Origin of the sequence: Limimaricola variabilis (genome assembly GCF_014195545.1) — a bacterium.
GTDB classification, from domain to species: domain Bacteria; phylum Pseudomonadota; class Alphaproteobacteria; order Rhodobacterales; family Rhodobacteraceae; genus Limimaricola; species Limimaricola variabilis.
The window spans coordinates 39,483-54,495 of the sequence record NZ_JACIBX010000017.1; the positions used below are offsets into that span (position 1 = coordinate 39,483).

13 protein-coding genes are annotated in these 15,013 nt (G+C 70.4%); 10 read left to right on the forward strand and 3 right to left on the reverse strand.

What is annotated here, in order from left to right; all coding sequences use genetic code 11:
* Position 1: 1 nt before the first annotated feature.
* A complete protein-coding gene (locus FHS00_RS16040; RefSeq protein ID WP_183475104.1) occupies positions 2 to 1,642 on the reverse strand; it encodes an alpha-glucosidase in 1,641 nt (546 codons plus the stop codon).
* Between the two features lie 177 nt (positions 1,643 to 1,819).
* On the opposite strand from FHS00_RS16040, the gene FHS00_RS16045 reads away from it, so the two are divergent.
* The 7 genes from FHS00_RS16045 (at position 1,820) to FHS00_RS17600 (ending at position 8,925) form a co-directional block, all read left to right on the forward strand.
* On the forward strand, positions 1,820 to 2,824 hold the full coding sequence (locus tag FHS00_RS16045; RefSeq protein ID WP_183475105.1) for an aldo/keto reductase: 1,005 nt from the start codon (positions 1,820 to 1,822) through the stop codon (positions 2,822 to 2,824).
* Between the two features lie 89 nt (positions 2,825 to 2,913).
* Positions 2,914 to 4,065 carry a CaiB/BaiF CoA transferase family protein gene (locus FHS00_RS16050; RefSeq protein ID WP_183475106.1) on the forward strand — a complete coding sequence of 384 codons (1,152 nt, stop codon included), beginning with the start codon at positions 2,914 to 2,916 and terminating at the stop codon, positions 4,063 to 4,065.
* Positions 4,066 to 4,126: 61 nt separating this feature from the next.
* The gene (locus FHS00_RS16055; protein WP_183475107.1) at positions 4,127 to 5,005 is read left to right on the forward strand and encodes a lipid A-modifier LpxR family protein; all 879 of its coding nucleotides are present in this window, start codon (positions 4,127 to 4,129) and stop codon (positions 5,003 to 5,005) included.
* 183 nt (positions 5,006 to 5,188) lie between these two features.
* Entirely contained in the window at positions 5,189 to 5,809 is a 621-nt protein-coding gene (rpsD, locus tag FHS00_RS16060) for a 30S ribosomal protein S4 (RefSeq protein ID WP_183475108.1), read from the forward strand.
* Between the two features lie 157 nt (positions 5,810 to 5,966).
* Positions 5,967 to 7,049 (forward strand): histidinol-phosphate transaminase, encoded by a 1,083-nt coding sequence (gene hisC, locus FHS00_RS16065; protein ID WP_183475109.1) that lies wholly within the window; start codon positions 5,967 to 5,969, stop codon positions 7,047 to 7,049.
* On the forward strand, positions 7,046 to 7,993 hold the full coding sequence (locus FHS00_RS16070) for a prephenate/arogenate dehydrogenase family protein (protein ID WP_183475110.1): 948 nt from the start codon (positions 7,046 to 7,048) through the stop codon (positions 7,991 to 7,993). Before hisC ends, FHS00_RS16070 begins: the two co-directional genes overlap by 4 nt.
* Positions 7,990 to 8,925 (forward strand): extensin-like domain-containing protein, encoded by a 936-nt coding sequence (locus tag FHS00_RS17600; protein ID WP_246391409.1) that lies wholly within the window; start codon positions 7,990 to 7,992, stop codon positions 8,923 to 8,925. The genes FHS00_RS16070 and FHS00_RS17600 overlap by 4 nt, the downstream gene beginning before the upstream one ends.
* On the opposite strand, the gene FHS00_RS16080 is transcribed toward FHS00_RS17600, so the two are convergent.
* On the reverse strand, positions 8,922 to 9,887 hold the full coding sequence (locus FHS00_RS16080; RefSeq protein ID WP_183475111.1) for a DUF2125 domain-containing protein: 966 nt from the start codon (positions 9,885 to 9,887) through the stop codon (positions 8,922 to 8,924). The genes FHS00_RS17600 and FHS00_RS16080 overlap by 4 nt on opposite strands.
* Before the next feature lie 63 nt (positions 9,888 to 9,950).
* Here FHS00_RS16080 and FHS00_RS16085 point away from each other — a divergent pair, with 63 nt between their 5' ends.
* The 3 genes from FHS00_RS16085 (at position 9,951) to FHS00_RS16095 (ending at position 13,999) form a co-directional block, all read left to right on the forward strand.
* Entirely contained in the window at positions 9,951 to 10,496 is a 546-nt protein-coding gene (locus FHS00_RS16085; protein ID WP_183475112.1) for a gamma-glutamylcyclotransferase, read from the forward strand.
* Positions 10,497 to 10,603: 107 nt separating this feature from the next.
* Positions 10,604 to 11,794: a biopolymer transporter ExbB gene (locus FHS00_RS16090; protein WP_183475113.1), complete on the forward strand. Its 1,191-nt coding sequence runs from the start codon at positions 10,604 to 10,606 to the stop codon at positions 11,792 to 11,794.
* A 3-nt stretch (positions 11,795 to 11,797) separates the two neighbouring features.
* Positions 11,798 to 13,999, forward strand: coding sequence for a peptidoglycan -binding protein (locus FHS00_RS16095; RefSeq protein WP_183475114.1), 2,202 nt, complete (start codon positions 11,798 to 11,800; stop codon positions 13,997 to 13,999).
* A 3-nt stretch (positions 14,000 to 14,002) separates the two neighbouring features.
* Here FHS00_RS16095 and FHS00_RS16100 read toward each other — a convergent pair whose 3' ends face one another.
* On the reverse strand, positions 14,003 to 14,857 hold the full coding sequence (locus tag FHS00_RS16100; RefSeq protein ID WP_343064613.1) for a M23 family metallopeptidase: 855 nt from the start codon (positions 14,855 to 14,857) through the stop codon (positions 14,003 to 14,005).
* Positions 14,858 to 15,013: the final 156 nt, after the last annotated feature.

Consider the following 15,013-nt stretch of genomic DNA (forward strand, 5'->3'; position numbering starts at 1 on the left):
CTCACTCCGCCAGTATCGCCACCGCCTCGTAGGGACGCAGTTCCACCGTGCCCTTTAGCGCGTCGCGCCCGGGGTAGTTCGCGCTGATCGCGCGCCCCGAGACGGCGAGCCCCTCGGGGACATCTGCCGACACTGTCTCACCGGTGAAGTTCGCCAGAACCGAGATCTGCGCGTCATCGAGCCGGCGCGCATAGGCCATGAGCTTGGGATGATCCTCGAGATAGGGGGTGTAATCCCCGTGCCGCATCACCGGCAGCGCACGGCGCAGCCCTGCCAGTTCACGGTAATGGGCGATGATGCCGTCCGGATCGGCCCGGTCGGCGGCGACGTTGATCGTCGCGTGGTTGGGGTTCACCTCGATCCATGGCTCGCCGGTGGTGAAGCCCGCCTGATCGCTCGCATCCCACTGCATCGGCGTGCGCGCATTGTCGCGGCCGTTCGAATTGGCACCCGCGAGGAAATCGCCCGGCGTGACCCCGGCGGCGGTCTGGATGCGATGGAAGTTGAGCGTCTCGATGTCGCGGAACTGGCTGATGTCGGTGAAGCGGATGTTGGTCATGCCGATCTCTTCGCCCTGATAGATGTAGGGCGTGCCCTTCATCATGTGCAGCACCGTGGCGAGCATCTTGGCCGAGACCACGCGAAAGCGCCCGTCATCGCCGTATTTCGACACCGCGCGCGGCAGGTCGTGATTGCTCCAGAACAGCGAGTTCCAGCCATCCTGCGCAAGCGCGACCTGCCACTCGGTCAGCACCCGCTTGAGCCCCACGAGATCGAAGGGCTTGGGCTTCCACTTGCCGTGCTTCTCGTCCCAGCCCTGCACGATATGGGCAAACTGGAACACCATCGACAATTCGCCCGCCTCGCGGCCCGAATATTTGAGGGCGCCCTCGGTCGTGGCGCTCCAGGCCTCGCCCACGGTGACGACGTCGCGGCCCTTGAGGGTGGCGTCGTGCATCTCGCGCAGAAAGGGATGCAGGTCCGGCCCGTCGGCGATGATGCCGGCATCCGGATCCTTGCCGATCAGGTCGATCACATCCATCCGGAAGCCCGCCACGCCGCGATCCAGCCACCAGTTCATCATGTCGTAGATCGCGCGGCGCAGCTCGGGATTCTGCCAGTTCAGGTCGGGCTGCTTGCGGTCGAAGAGGTGTAGGTAATATTGGCCGGTCCGCTCGTCATAGCTCCAGGCGGGGCCGCCGAAATTCGACTGCAGGTCGTTGGGTGCGCCGCCACCCGGGGCCGGATCGCGCCAGACGTAGTAGTCGCGGTAGGGGTTGTCACGGCTCTCGCGGGCCTGTCGGAACCATTCGTGCTCGTCCGAGGAGTGGTTGACCACGAGGTCCATGACGATGCCGATGCCGCGCGCCTTCGCCTCCGCGATCAGCCGGTCCATGTCGGCCAGCGTGCCGAACTCCGGCGCGATGTCGCGGTAGTCCGAGATGTCGTAGCCATTGTCGGCCATGGGCGAGGCATAGACCGGCGACAGCCAGACGAAGCCAATCCCGAGATCGGCGAGATGGTCGAGCTTCGAGATGATGCCGGGGATGTCGCCGATCCCGTCGCCGTCGCTGTCGCAGAAGCTGCGCGGATAGATCTGGTAGGCGGTGGCGGCCTGCCACCAGGGCGCATGATCGGTCATCGCGGCTCCTCTCCTCATCGCTCGGTCTCAACCCTCGCCGCGTGCAGAGGGCAGCGCAACCCTTCTCTCCGAACCGTTTCGGAAATCGGCTGGACCTCCGCGGACAGGCTGCCTAACCCTTGCGCTGAGCCGAGACGCGCCGCCGTCGCGCGGTGCGTGCAACAAGGGAGAGACGCGATGCAGTATCGCAGGTTGGGCCGCACCGGCCTTCTGGTGTCGGAGCTGGCGCTGGGCACGATGATCTTCGGCGAGGAAGGCGGGCGCGGCACCGACGCCGCCACCGCCGGGCGGATGATCGACCGCTATCTCGACGCGGGCGGCAACCATGTCGACATCGCCAATGTCTATGCCGGCGGCCGCTCCGAGGAGATCGTGGGAGAGGCGGTCAGGGGGCGGCGCGAGGAGCTGGTGCTGGCCACCAAGCTGCGCTGGCCGATGGGGCAGGGGCCCAACGAGGTCGGGCTGTCGCGCCATCACGTGATGAACTCGGTCGAGGCGAGCCTTCGGCGCATCGGCACCGACCGCATCGACCTGCTCTACATGCACGGATTCGACCCCTATACCCCGCTCGAAGAGACGCTGCGCGCCTTCGACGACCTCGTGAGTGCGGGCAAGGTTCGGTATCTGGGCGTATCGAACTTTGCCGCATGGCAGGCGATGAAGGCGCAGGGCATCGCGGAGCGCATGGGGTTCACGCCGCTGATCGCGGCACAGTACCAGTACAGCCTCGTCGAGCGCGACATCGAGGACGAGTTCCTCGGCCTGTTCGATAGCGAGGGCATCGGGCTGGTACCTTGGGGCCCGCTCGGCGGCGGGTTTCTCAGCGGCAAGTACAAGGCTGGCGATCGGCCCACGGAGGGCGGCCGCATCGCCGACACGCCGGATGGCTACGAGGAAAGCTGGCACCGCCGCGCCACCGACCGCAACTGGGCAACATTGGCCGAGCTGGAGACGGTGGCGCAGGCGCATGGCGCCACGCCGAGCCAGGTGGCGCTGGCCTGGCTTCTGGGCCGGCCGACCGTCGCCTCGGTGATCCTCGGCGCCCGCACGCCTGAGCAGCTCGAGGACAATCTCGGCGCGGCCGAACTGCAGCTCTCCCAGGCGGAGATGGCGCGGCTCGAGGAGGTGTCGCGCCCGGCGAGCCGCTATCCCTACCGGATCGTGAACCAGCCGGCGCGCTGAGGCGATCCACGTGAAACGTCCCGGCCGCCGTTGAAGCCCGGCGGCCGGGCCGCTAGCGTCCGCCCCGAGGAGAGCGCGGGGAGGGCGCAATGCGAGATGAGGCGCAGCCGCCGCTGGCGGGGCTGAAGGTGGTGGAGCTGGCGCGGATTCTCGCGGGGCCCTGGGCGGGGCAGGTGCTCGCCGATCTGGGCGCGGAGGTGATCAAGGTCGAGGCGCCCGAGGGCGACGACACCCGCCGCTGGGGTCCGCCCTGGATCGAGGTCGAGGGCGACCGCTCGGCGGCCTATTTCCACGCCTGCAACCGCGGCAAGGAGAGCGTCACCGCTGACTTCCGTACGCCCGAGGGGCTGGCGCTGACCCGTGCGCTGATCGCCGGGGCCGACGTGGTGATCGAGAATTTCAAGGTCGGCGGCCTCGCCAGATACGGGCTCGACTACGATAGCCTCAAGGCGGAGAATCCGCGCCTCGTCTACTGCTCGATCACCGGTTTCGGGCAGGACGGACCCTATGCCAATCGCGCGGGCTACGACTTCCTGATCCAGGGCATGTCGGGGATCATGGACCTTACCGGCGATCCGGACGGCCAGCCGCAGAAGATCGGCGTGGCCTTCACCGACATCTTCACCGGTCTCTACTCGGTAATCGCGATCCAGGCCGCCGTGGCCGCGCGTGAGAAGACGGGGCAGGGCCAGCATATCGACATGGCGCTGATGGATTGCGCCACCGGGGTGCTCGCAAACCAGGCGATGAACTTCCTCGCCACCGGGGACGCACCGCGCCGGCTCGGCAACGCGCACCCGAACATCGCGCCCTACCAGGTGTTCTCCGCCTCGGATGGCGACCTGATCCTCGCCGTGGGCAATGACGGCCAGTTCCGGAGGGCCTGCAACGTGCTGGGACTCGAGGCGCTGGCCGATGATCCGCGTTTCGTCACCAACGGTGCTCGGGTCGCCAACCGCGCCGCCCTGACCGATGCGATGGCCACCGCCTTCGCCGCTTGGAACCGCGACGCCGTGCTCGCCGCGCTCGAGGCCGCGACCGTGCCCGCCGGGCCGATCAACCGCGTCGACCAGGTCTTTGCCGACCCGCAGGTCATCGCGCGCGGCCTCCGGATCGATCCCGACGGCGTGCCCGGCCTGCGCAGCCCGATGCGGTTCTCGCACAGCCCGCTCAAACTCGACCGCCGCGCGCCGGTCTTGGGCGAGCATGACCCGCAGGACACGCAGGCCGACGAGGCGTGAGGCGGGGCTGGCGGTGGCCGGCCGCGCGGCACTAGGCTCGGGCGATCCTCGGAGACCTCCCATGCGCGCCCTGACCATCGCCCTGCTGCTCGGCTTCGCCGCGCCTGCCTCCGCCGAGACGCTCGGCTGGGGCAGGATCTTTTCCAATGACTATTTCGGCGACGGTCATGATCGCTGGCGCGCGGGGGCCTTCACGCTGAGCCATGTCTCCGGCCCGGGCTGGGACGGCACCCCGCCCACCATGCCCGAAGGGCTGGTCGAACTGCGCTTGCGCACCGAGATCATCGCCCCCGCCCGCACCCGCGCGGGCCGCGATGATCGCCCCTATGTCGGGATCTCGGCCCTTGGCGCGTTCCTGCATCAGTCGATCGGGCCGTTCGAGGCCGCGACGGGGGGCGAGATCCTCGCCATCGGCCCCTCGACCGGGCATTCGGCCCTGCAGGAAGGGGTGCACGAGGTCCTGGGCTTCGATCCACCGCGCGGCACCGACAGGCAGCTGGGCGACGCGCTGCATCTTCATGCGCAGAGCGAGGTCGCGCTGCCGCTGCGGCCCCATGCGCGCCTGACCCTCCGTCCCTTCGCGGCCTTCGAGGCCGGCAGCGAGGAGATCGCGCGCGCCGGCGTCGACGCGGTCTGGGGCGGGATCGGCCATCGCGATCTATGGCTGCGCGACCCGGTCACCGGCCAGCCCTATCGCGGCATCGAGGCCGAGACGACCGGCCTCGCCTTGGTCGCGGGCGCCGATGCGGCCTTGCTGGGCGACAGCGTGTTCCTCCCCGACCGGACGGCGCTGGACCGTCGCCGTGCCCGGATCGGGCTGCATTGGCAGCCGGGGCCGGAGGTGCGGCTGTTCTACGGGCTGAGCTGGCTGTCGGAGGAGTTCGAGGGCCAGCATGAAAGCCAGGTGCTGGGCTCGCTCAAGCTCGAATTCGGCTATTGAAGCGCGGTTGACTCCGGTCTGACGGGATGTATAAGCCGCCCGTCCCGGGTCTCGTGCCCGGGTCTTTCATTGGTGTTGGCGGACCCCGCGAGGGGATCCCTGTCGGGAGGCGGCCCATGGCCGTCCCAGAGGACAACGCCCTTCGAAACATGGCCCTTCGGGCCGACAGAAGGAGATCAGAGAGTGACCAAACGCACCTCTGCCAAGTACAAGATCGACCGCCGCATGGGCGAAAACATCTGGGGCCGTCCGAAGTCCCCGGTGAACAAGCGCGAATACGGCCCCGGCCAGCACGGTCAGCGCCGCAAGCAGAAGCTGTCGGATTTCGGCATCCAGCTGCGCGCCAAGCAGAAGCTCAAGGGCTACTACGGCGACCTGACTGAGAAGCAGTTCCGTCGCATCTTCGGTGAGGCCGAGCGCGTCAAGGGCGACACCGGCGAGAACCTGATCGGCCTGCTCGAGCGCCGCCTCGACGCCGTCGTCTACCGCGCCAAGTTCGTGCCGACCGTCTTCGCCGCCCGCCAGTTCGTGAACCACGGCCACGTGACCGTGAACGGCAAGCGCGTGAACATCCCCTCCTACCGCGTCAAGGAAGGCGACGTCATCGCCGTCCGCGACAAGTCCAAGCAGCTCGCCGTGGTGCTGGAAGCCGTCCAGCTGCCCGAGCGTGACACGCCGGACTACCTCGAGGTGGACCACTCCAAGATGACCGCGACCTTCGTGCGCACGCCGCAGCTGGGCGACGTGCCCTATCCGGTGATGATGGAGCCGAACCTCGTCGTCGAATTCTACGCCAAGAACTGATCCTTTTCGGATCGTCGAGGCAGGGGCCGCGCGGGGAACCGCGCGGCCCTTTTCGTATCGGCGACGCCCCGCGCAGAGGGGCGGGGCGCTCGCGCGCATGGCGCTGGAAACCGCCCCGTCGCCCGGCTATTGAAACCGCGACCCAAGGAGCGCGCGCATGAGCATCACCCCGCAGCCCGGCATCATGGAGATCGACCTCTACGTGGGCGGCCAGAGCCGCCTCGAGGGGCATGAGAACCCGCTGAAGCTCTCCTCCAACGAGAACCCCTACGGGACCTCGTCGCAGGCGCTGGCGGCGCTGGAGCGCTCGGCCGCGACGCTGCACCGCTACCCGTCGACCGATCACGCCGAGCTGCGCGCCGCCATAGCCGAGATCCACGGCCTCGACGCCGACCGCATCATCTGCGGCGTGGGATCGGACGAGGTGCTGCAATTCATCGCGCAGTGCTATGCCGGCCCCGGCTGTGAGGTGATCCACACCGAGCACGGCTTCGCCATGTACCCGATCCTGGCCCGCGCCGCCGGCGCCACGCCGGTCGAGGTGCGCGAGCGGGCGCGCGTGGTCGATGTCGACGCGATCCTCGCCGCCTGCACCGACCGCACCCGGATTGTCTATCTGACCAATCCCGGCAACCCGACCGGCACGATGATCCCGCTCGAGGAGGTCGCGCGGCTGGCCGAGGCTCTGCCCGAACAGGTCATCCTGGTGCTCGACGGCGCTTATGTGGAATTCACCGAAGGCTATGATGGTGGCGCGCGCCTGGTGGAGAGCCGCGACAACGTCGTGATGACCCGCACCTTCTCCAAGATCCACGGGCTGGGCGGCCTCAGGATCGGATGGGGATACGGTCCGCGCGCGATCATCGACGTGCTCAACCGCGTCCGCCAGCCCTTCAACCTGTCGACCACCCAACTCGCCGTGGCCGAGGCCGCGATCCGCGACGAACGGTTCACCGAGCATTGCCGGGCCGAGAACGCCCGGCTGCGGGTCTGGCTGCGCGAGCAGCTGCTGGGCTTGGGCATCGCCTGCGACGAAAGCCACGCCAACTACGTGCTGGCGCGTTTCGCGGACGAGGCCGAGGCCGCCGCCTGTGACGCCGCGCTGCGTGAAAGCGGCATCCTTGTGCGCCGCGTCGGCGGCTACGGATTCCCCGAAGGGCTTCGGATCACCGTCGGCGACGAGGCGGGCTGCGCGCGGGTGATCGACGCCATTTCCCGCTTCAAGGGGGCGGCGGCATGAGCGCGCCGATCTATGGCCGCGTCGCGCTGATCGGTCTGGGTCTGATCGCTTCGTCGATGGCGCATGCGATGCGCCGCGCGAACCTCGCGGGCGAGATCACCGGCCATGCCCGCTCGGCCGAGACCCGCGCCGTCGCGCGCGAGATCGGCCTCGTCGACCAGGTCTGCGAGACGGCGGCCGAGGCCGCGGACGGCGCCGATCTGGTCGTGCTCTGCGTGCCGGTGGGCGCCATGGGCGCCGTGGCGGAAGAGATCGCCCCGGTGCTCGCGCCCGGCGCCACCGTCTCCGACGTGGGCTCGGTCAAGAAGGCGGTGATCGAGGCGGTCGCGCCGCATATCCCCGAAGGGGTGCATTTCGTCCCCGCCCACCCGCTAGCCGGCACCGAGCATTCCGGCCCGCGCGCGGGCTTTGCAGAGCTGTTCGACAACCGCTGGTGCCTGATCGTGCCCGCGACGCCAGACACCGACGAGGCGGCCACCGCCCGGCTGTCGCGGCTGTGGGAGGGGATGGGCGCGCATGTCGACGTAATGGATGCCGAGCACCACGACCTCGTGCTCGCCGTGACCAGCCACACCCCGCACCTGATCGCCTACACCATGGTCGGCGTGGCAGACGACCTGCGCCGGGTGACCGACAGCGAAGTCATCAAGTATTCGGCCGCGGGCTTTCGCGACTTCACCCGCATCGCCGCCTCGGACCCGACCATGTGGCGCGACGTGTTCCTGACCAACAAGGAGGCGACGCTCGAGATCCTCGGCCGCTTCACCGAGGAGCTCTTTGCCTTGCAACGCGCGATCCGCACCGGCGACGGTGATCACCTGCACGACTACTTCACCCGCACCCGCGCGATCCGCCGCGGCATCATCGAGGCCGGTCAGGACACCGCGGCCCCCGATTTCGGCCGCGGTGCGGCCCGGAGCACCAAGACGGAGCGCCAGGGATGAGCCGTAACGTCTTTCTCGCGGCGGCGCTCGTGCTCGCCCCCATGGCGGTGAGCGCACAGGCACTCGCCCCCGAAACCGCCGCCCGGCCCGCCGCCCGCAGTGCCGCGCAAGCCGCGCCTGGGCCGGTCGCCCCTGCACCGGTTGCCGCCGCCCCGGTGGCGGCCGTGCCGGGCCAGCCGCTCACCGTGTCCCGGCCGCGCGCGCGGCTCGCCTCGACCGTTGCGCCCTCGACCGTGGCGCCTGCGGCACCGGCGCCTGTCGCGGCCCCGGTTCAGAGCGCCTCGGCCGAGGCGCCCGCCACCGCCGCCCGGCCCGAGGAACGGCCCGCCCAGCGCGCCGCCATCGCCCCGGCGCTGGCCAGCGCCCGCACCGTCTCGGCTCCCGCCGCCTCAAAGGCGCCCAATGCCGCCGTGCCGGGGGCGCTGTGCGGCGTGCCGGGCCTCGAAGGCGCGCGGATCGCCCCGGTGAACGGCGCGGGCGCCTGCGGCATCCCCGAGCCGGTCAAGCTGACGGCCGTGCATGGCGTGCGGATCAGCCCGGCTGCCACGGTCGATTGCGACACCGCCCGCGCGCTTGCCGCCTGGGTGGGGCAGGCGGCCAAGCCGGCGCTCTCCGCCACCGGCGGCGGTCTCGCCGTGCTGCGCACCGCCGGAAGCTATGTCTGCCGGCCGCGCAACAACGAACGCGGCGAACAGCTCTCGGAGCATTCCTTTGGCCGGGCCATCGACATCTCCGCCTTCGGGCTGCGCGACGGGCGCGAGCTCAGCCTGAGCTCGGGCTGGAACAGCCAGGGGGCGGGCGCGGCGCTGCGCAACCTGCACAAGGCGGCCTGCGGTCCGTTCGGGACGGTGCTCGGCCCCGATGCGAACGCGGCGCATCGCGACCATTTCCACTTCGACACCGCCTCGGGCCGCAGCCCTTACTGCCGTTAACGCAGCAGCGGCGCGGGCCCCAGCGGGATGAAGCCCAGCCGCATCGCGCCGCCCGCGAAGGTGATCGGCGCCTCGAGAACGCCGCCCTCGGCCATGGCGTCGAGCGCCCCGCGCAGCAGCGAGGACTGGGCGATCGGCACGCCGGCGGCGGCGGCGACTTCGAGCAGCCGTTCCCAGCCGGTGATGCGCAGCACGACATCGCCCTCGGGCGCGCCCTGCGCGTCGATCGCCAGCGTGCCTTCGCCCTCGACCGTGACCTCCCCCCAATCGACCGACAGGCTGTCGAGAGCGATGCGATCGAGCCGCGCGGTCCCACCCGAAAGCGCCAGCGGCGCATCATAGGTGAGATCGGCGTCGATCACCGCCTCGGCGATCCGGTCGGGCAGCCGGCCCGCGGCATCGAGCGCGCGCCACGCTTCGGGCAGCGCCACGCCCTGGAGCCGGGCATAGGCGTCGTAGCCGTTGACCCCGCCATTCGGGCGCAGCGCGGCCAGCAGCGTCTCGGCGCCGCTCTCCCAACCCAGCGAGGAGACGATCCGCAGATCGGCGGCCTCGAAGGTGAACTCGTTCACCGGCAGCGTCTCGCCGATCTCGACCGCGCCGGAGGCGCGCGGGCCGGTGACCGTGACATCGAGATCCTGGCCGGGGATCGAGACGCGATGCGTCTCGTCGGCAGCGACGATCAGCCGGTTCGGCTGGTAGCTCTGCGCCACCACCCGCATCCGCGGGCTCTGCCAGCCGAAGCTGCCATCGGGCGAAACCAGCTCGAGGTCGCGCAGGTCGAGGTCGAAACGGTAGGGAAAGCCACCGGTGCCCTCGGTGTTGTATTCGACCTGCCAGCCCGAGGCGCGCAGCTCCTGCGTCAGCTCGGCCAGCCGCGCGTCGACGGCGCGGCTGCCCCACACCCACCAGCCGCCGAAGGCCAGCGCCAGAAGCGCGGTGATAATCAGGATGAAACGCATCGAAGTGGCCCTTTCGCCCGGTCAGGATCGGGTGTCTACATGGGCCCAGCTAGGAGGACCAGCATGACCGACCAGTCCGCGCTTTGGGTATTCGGCTACGGATCGCTGCTCTGGAATCCGGGCTTCACGCCGGAGGAGGTGGTGGTGGCCCGGCTCGAGAACTGGCACCGCAGTTTCTGCATGTCCTCGATCCACTATCGCGGCACGCCTGAGACGCCGGGGCTGGTGCTGGCGCTCGACAAGGCGGAGGGCGCGGTCTGCACCGGGCTGGCGCTGCGCGCGCCGGATGCGGAGCGCGATGCCGTCCTCGCCATGCTGCGCGAGCGCGAACTGGTCTCCTCGGCCTATCTCGAAACCTGGCAGGACCTCGCGCTGTCCGACGGGAGGGTGGTGCCGGCGCTGACCTACGTGATCGACCCGAACCACGCGCAATACGTGGCGCTCGATCTCGAGACCCAGGCGCGGCGCATCGCCGGGGCCGTTGGCGGGCGCGGCCCGAACCACGAATACCTGTTCAACACCGCGTCCCACCTGAACGAGATGGGCGTGCACGATCCCGATCTCGACTGGCTGGTAGCACGGGTCGCGGCGCTCCAGACAGGCGGCTGAGAGGCGGCGCCGCCACAGCGCGCCCGACCGCCGCGAAAGCCGTTGGCCTCCCGCCTCGCCTCTCCCTATGGTTCGGGTAACGCAACCAAGAGGATTTGGGCCCCCGCATGAGGCAGCCAGAGGCGAAACCGCATTTCTCCCAACCGGTCCGGCAGATCCTGTCGATGCTGATCGCGCTGGGGCTGGTCGCGCTCGGGCTGGTGCTGGGCCGCGACGTGCTGCGCGGGATCTTCCTGTCGAACCCTTGGCTCAACTCCGCCATCTCGGCCTTCTTCGTGCTCGGCGTGCTGGCCTGTTTCTGGCAGGTGATCGCGCTGATCCGCTCGGTTGGCTGGATCGAATCCTTCGTCCGTGCGCCGACCACCACCGGTCAGGCGCCCGGCCTCTTGCTGCCGCTGGCGACGCTGCTGCGCTCGCGCGGGTTGCGCCGTCACATCTCGCCGGACAGCGCCCGCTCGATCCTCGAATCGGTCGGCCAGCGCATCGACGAGGAGCGCGAGATCACTCGCTACCTGTCGAACACGCTGATCTTTCTCGGCCTGCTCGGCACCTTCTACGGCCTTGCCACCACCGTGCCGGCGCTGGTCGACACGATCCGCTCGCTCGACCCCTCCGAAGGCGAGAGCGGCAGCGCCCTGTTCGGCCGGCTCCAGCAGGGGCTCGAGACCCAGCTGGGCGGCATGGGCACGGCCTTCTCCTCGTCGCTGCTGGGTCTTGCCGGCTCGCTCGTGGTGGGGCTTCTCGAACTCTTCGCCACCCACGGGCAGAACCGCTTCTACCGCGAGCTGGAGGAATGGCTCTCGACCATCACCCGTCTGGGCTATGCCTCGGGCGATGAGCCGTCCCATGCCGGTGGCGGCGATTCCGGGGTGCTGGCGCAGATGGTCGACCAGCTCGGCGCCCGGATCGAGGGGCTGAGCGCGGCCATCGGCGCGGCCGGCGCGGCCCGCGAGGAGAGCGAGACGCGGATCGCGACGCTGGCGCAGGCGCTGGAGCGGATCGCCCAGCGGATGGACCCCGAAGCCGAGCGGGAGAGGGAGACGCTCGAGCGCGTGGTCGACGGCCAGCTTCAGGTGCAGGCGGCGCTGGAGCGCGCCACCGAGGGCGGCAATGACAGCGAGACCCGGATGCGGCTGCGGAACATGGATGTGCACATGCTGCGCATCCTTGAGGAGATCGCCGCCGGTCGGCAGGAGATGCTGGCCGAACTGCGCACCGACCTCGCCGGACTGAGCCGTGTGCTGCGCGAGAGCCAACATGCCGGCGGGCTGCGCGCGACCCGCGACCCGGACCGCTAAACAATGGCCCTCAAGCGCCGCAGCAGCTCCAACCGCTTCCAGGCCTCGATCTGGCCGGGCTTCGTCGATGCGATGACGGGTCTGCTTCTGGTGCTGATGTTCGTGCTCACGGTGTTCACCGTGGTGCAGTTCGTGCTGCGGGACACGATCACCGGTCAGGCCAGCGAGCTCGACGAGCTGGGGGCCGAGGTCGAACGGCTCGGTGCGGCGCTGGGGCTGGAACGCACGCGCGGCGATGAGCTGGGGGCCGAGCTGGACCGGGCGCGGGCGCGGGCCGAAGAACAGGCCGAGCGGATCGCGGCGCAGGACAGCGCGCTCGACGCCGCGCGGGGGCAGATCACCGATTTCGAGGCGCAGGTCGCGGCGCTGCTGGCGGCGCGCGGCGAGGCTGAGGCACGCATCGCGGGTCTGGAAGAGGATCTCGCGGAGGAACGGCAGCGCGCCGGCGAGGCCGAAACCGCCCGCGACGCCGCTGCCACCGCCCTCGCCACGGCGCGCGAGGAGATCGACGCCCAGGCCGAGGCGGCGCGGCTTGCGGCGGCGCGACGCGAGGCGCTCGAGGCGCTGATCGCCGACCTCGAGGCGGAGGGCGCGGCAGACGAGGAAACCATCGCCCGGCTCGAAACCGCGCGCGAGGAGGATGCGGAGCGGCTTTCGGCGCTCGAGGCGGAGCGGCTGGCCGAGGCCGCAGCCGCCGCCCGGCTGCGCGACAGGCTCGAAGGGGCGGATGCGGAGCTTACTGCAATGACGCTGGCGCTCGAGGAAAAGCGGCGCGAGGCCGAGGAGACGCTGACGCTGCTGGCCGCGGCCGAGGCCGCGCGCGCCGATCTCGACCGGGCGCTGGCGGAGGCGCTGCTGGCGCGCCAGGAAAGTCAGAACGCGCTCACCCGTGCGCTGCGCGAAGGCGAGGGGCTCGACGCGCGGCTCGCCGCGGCGCTCGATCTCGCCGAAAGTACCGAGGCCGAGCTGGAGGAGGCGCGCGCGGCCTTGGCGCAGGCGCAGGCCGAGAGCGAGGATCTGTCGGTACGGCTGGCCACGGCGCTGGCAGCGCGCGACGCGGGCGAAGCCGACCTCGCGGCGCTGCGCGCCGAGCTGGAGGCTGCGTTGGAGAGGGCCGGGGCCACCGAGGCGGAGCTGCAGGAAAAGCTGGCCGAAATGGTGCTCGACCGCGACGCGGCTCGCGCGGAGGCCGAGGCCGCGCGGGCCGCCGGGACCGAGGCCGAGCAGCGGCGGGCCGATCTCGCCGACCGGCTGTCGGCGGCGCTTGCGGCACGTGACGCGGCGCAGGCCCGAGCGGAGGCGCTGTCGCGCGATCGCGGCGAGACCGAGCAGGAGCGGGCCGACCTCGAAGCGCGCCTGGCCGCGGCGCTGAGTGATCTGGAATCTGCGCGCGCGCGGGCCGACACCGCCACGGACGAGGCCGAGCGCCGCGCCGCGCTGCTGGCGATCGCCCGCAGCCGGCTTTCGGAAGAGGAGGGCCAGAGCGCCGAGGCGCAACGCCGCATGGCGGCGCTCAACGCGCAGGTCGCGGCGCTGCGTGAGGACGTGGCCGAGCTGCGGTCGCTTCTGGGTCAGGCCGAAACCACCGGCGCGGTGGCCGAAGCCGAGATCGAGGATCTGGGTCGCCAGCTCAACGCAGCGCTGGCGGCCGCCGCGGCCGAGGAGCGTCGTCGCCGGGAACTCGAGGCCGAGGCGCGCGCCCGGCTCGAGGAAGAGGCGGCGCGTCTGGCGGCCGAGGCCGAGGATCTGGAACGCTACCGGTCGGAGTTCTTCGGCGCGCTGCGCGGCATGCTCGAGGACGAGGAGGGGGTCCGGATCGCGGGCGACCGTTTCGTCTTCTCCTCGGAGGTGCTGTTCGGCCAGGGCGAGGCGACGCTGTCGGAGGCCGGCAAGGACGAGATCGCCAAGGTCGCGGCGCTGTTGCGGCGCATCGCCGAAGAGATCCCGGAGGGCATCGACTGGGTGATCCGGGTCGACGGCCACACCGACGACATCCCGGTCCGCGGCGGACGCTTCGCCGACAACTGGGAACTGAGCCAGGCGCGTGCCCTCTCGGTGGTGCGTTACATGAGCGAGGAGGAAGGCATCCCGCCCGAACGCCTCTCGGCCAACGGCTTCGGCGAGCATCGCCCGCTCGATCCGCGCGACACGCCCGATGCGCGCGCGCGCAACCGACGAATCGAGTTGAAGCTCACCGAGCGCTGAACCTTACTCGCCGAGCGTGATGGTAGCGCGCCGCTCCGACAGCGGCGCGCCGTCGCGCAGAAGGACGACCCGCCCGGCATAGTCGCCGACCGGCCAACCGCCCTCGGGCGCGCGCAGCCCCGTGGCGCGGAACAGCTGCGCCTGCGTCTTTTCGAGCGCGATTTCTTCATCGATTACGATGCCGTCCGGTCCTTCGACCGTGAGCCGCATGACGTCGTCGGCCTGTCCGCCGAAGGCATAGCCCCAGAGCACCAGCGGCGTGTCCTGCCCGATGTCCCGGCCGGCCGTGCCACGCTGTATGTCGAGATAATCCGGCACCCCCGGTGCGAAACCGGCATCGAGCAGGCCGCCGGGCAGATAGGCGGGCGGCTCGGTCCAGAGCGTCCGCTCCGCTGCCCCGCATTCGACGCGGTCCTCGGGGTCGAACGGATCGACCTCGACCCCGTCGTGGCGGACCGACAAGTGCAGATGCGGGAACTGGCTCTGTCCCGACAGGCCGACCTCGCCCAGCCGGTCGCCCGCCTCGACCCGCTGGCCCGTCTCGACCACGATCGACCCCAGCGCCATGTGGCAATACTGCGTTTCCCAGCCGCCCTCATGACCGATCGAGACGCCGTTGCCGCAGTCGCGTCCGCCCAGATCGGGCGCGCCCTCCCAGCCCTGCAGGATGTCGGGCATCTCGTCGCGTGTGCCGAGCACGACGCCGGGCGCGGCGGCGCGCACCTCGACCCCTTCGCTCTGAGAAGCGATGGTCGGCAGCCGAAGATCGGTGCCCTTGTGGCCGTCATAGGCCAGCGGTCCGCAGCTGTAGTCACGCGCCGCAGGGCCGGGATCGGCGTCGACGTAGTTCTGGATCACGCAGTTCTCGCCGAGGGTGCAGTCGATCGGCAGGGCGAGGCGAAAGGCCGTTTCCGCGGCCCCTAGGGTCAGGACTCGTTAACCCTCAAAGCCAGAACATGACGGTCGCGGCCAGGGCGATGGCAGAAAGGAAGACCTTCGGGCATCTGTCGTAGC

Excerpts from the sequence above, each read along its gene's own strand:
- FHS00_RS17600 (WP_246391409.1), top strand. The coding sequence starts at position 7,990 with ATGAGCCGTAACGTCTTTCTCGCGGCGGCGCTCGTGCTCGCCCCCATG.
- FHS00_RS16085 (WP_183475112.1), top strand. The coding sequence starts at position 9,951 with ATGACCGACCAGTCCGCGCTTTGGGTATTCGGCTACGGATCGCTGCTC.
- FHS00_RS16055 (WP_183475107.1), top strand. The coding sequence starts at position 4,127 with ATGCGCGCCCTGACCATCGCCCTGCTGCTCGGCTTCGCCGCGCCTGCC.
- FHS00_RS16050 (WP_183475106.1), top strand. The coding sequence starts at position 2,914 with ATGCGAGATGAGGCGCAGCCGCCGCTGGCGGGGCTGAAGGTGGTGGAG.
- FHS00_RS16040 (WP_183475104.1), bottom strand. The coding sequence starts at position 1,642 with ATGACCGATCATGCGCCCTGGTGGCAGGCCGCCACCGCCTACCAGATC.
- hisC (WP_183475109.1), top strand. The coding sequence starts at position 5,967 with ATGAGCATCACCCCGCAGCCCGGCATCATGGAGATCGACCTCTACGTG.
- FHS00_RS16080 (WP_183475111.1), bottom strand. The coding sequence starts at position 9,887 with ATGCGTTTCATCCTGATTATCACCGCGCTTCTGGCGCTGGCCTTCGGC.
- FHS00_RS16095 (WP_183475114.1), top strand. The coding sequence starts at position 11,798 with ATGGCCCTCAAGCGCCGCAGCAGCTCCAACCGCTTCCAGGCCTCGATC.
- FHS00_RS16070 (WP_183475110.1), top strand. The coding sequence starts at position 7,046 with ATGAGCGCGCCGATCTATGGCCGCGTCGCGCTGATCGGTCTGGGTCTG.
- FHS00_RS16090 (WP_183475113.1), top strand. The coding sequence starts at position 10,604 with ATGAGGCAGCCAGAGGCGAAACCGCATTTCTCCCAACCGGTCCGGCAG.
- FHS00_RS16045 (WP_183475105.1), top strand. The coding sequence starts at position 1,820 with ATGCAGTATCGCAGGTTGGGCCGCACCGGCCTTCTGGTGTCGGAGCTG.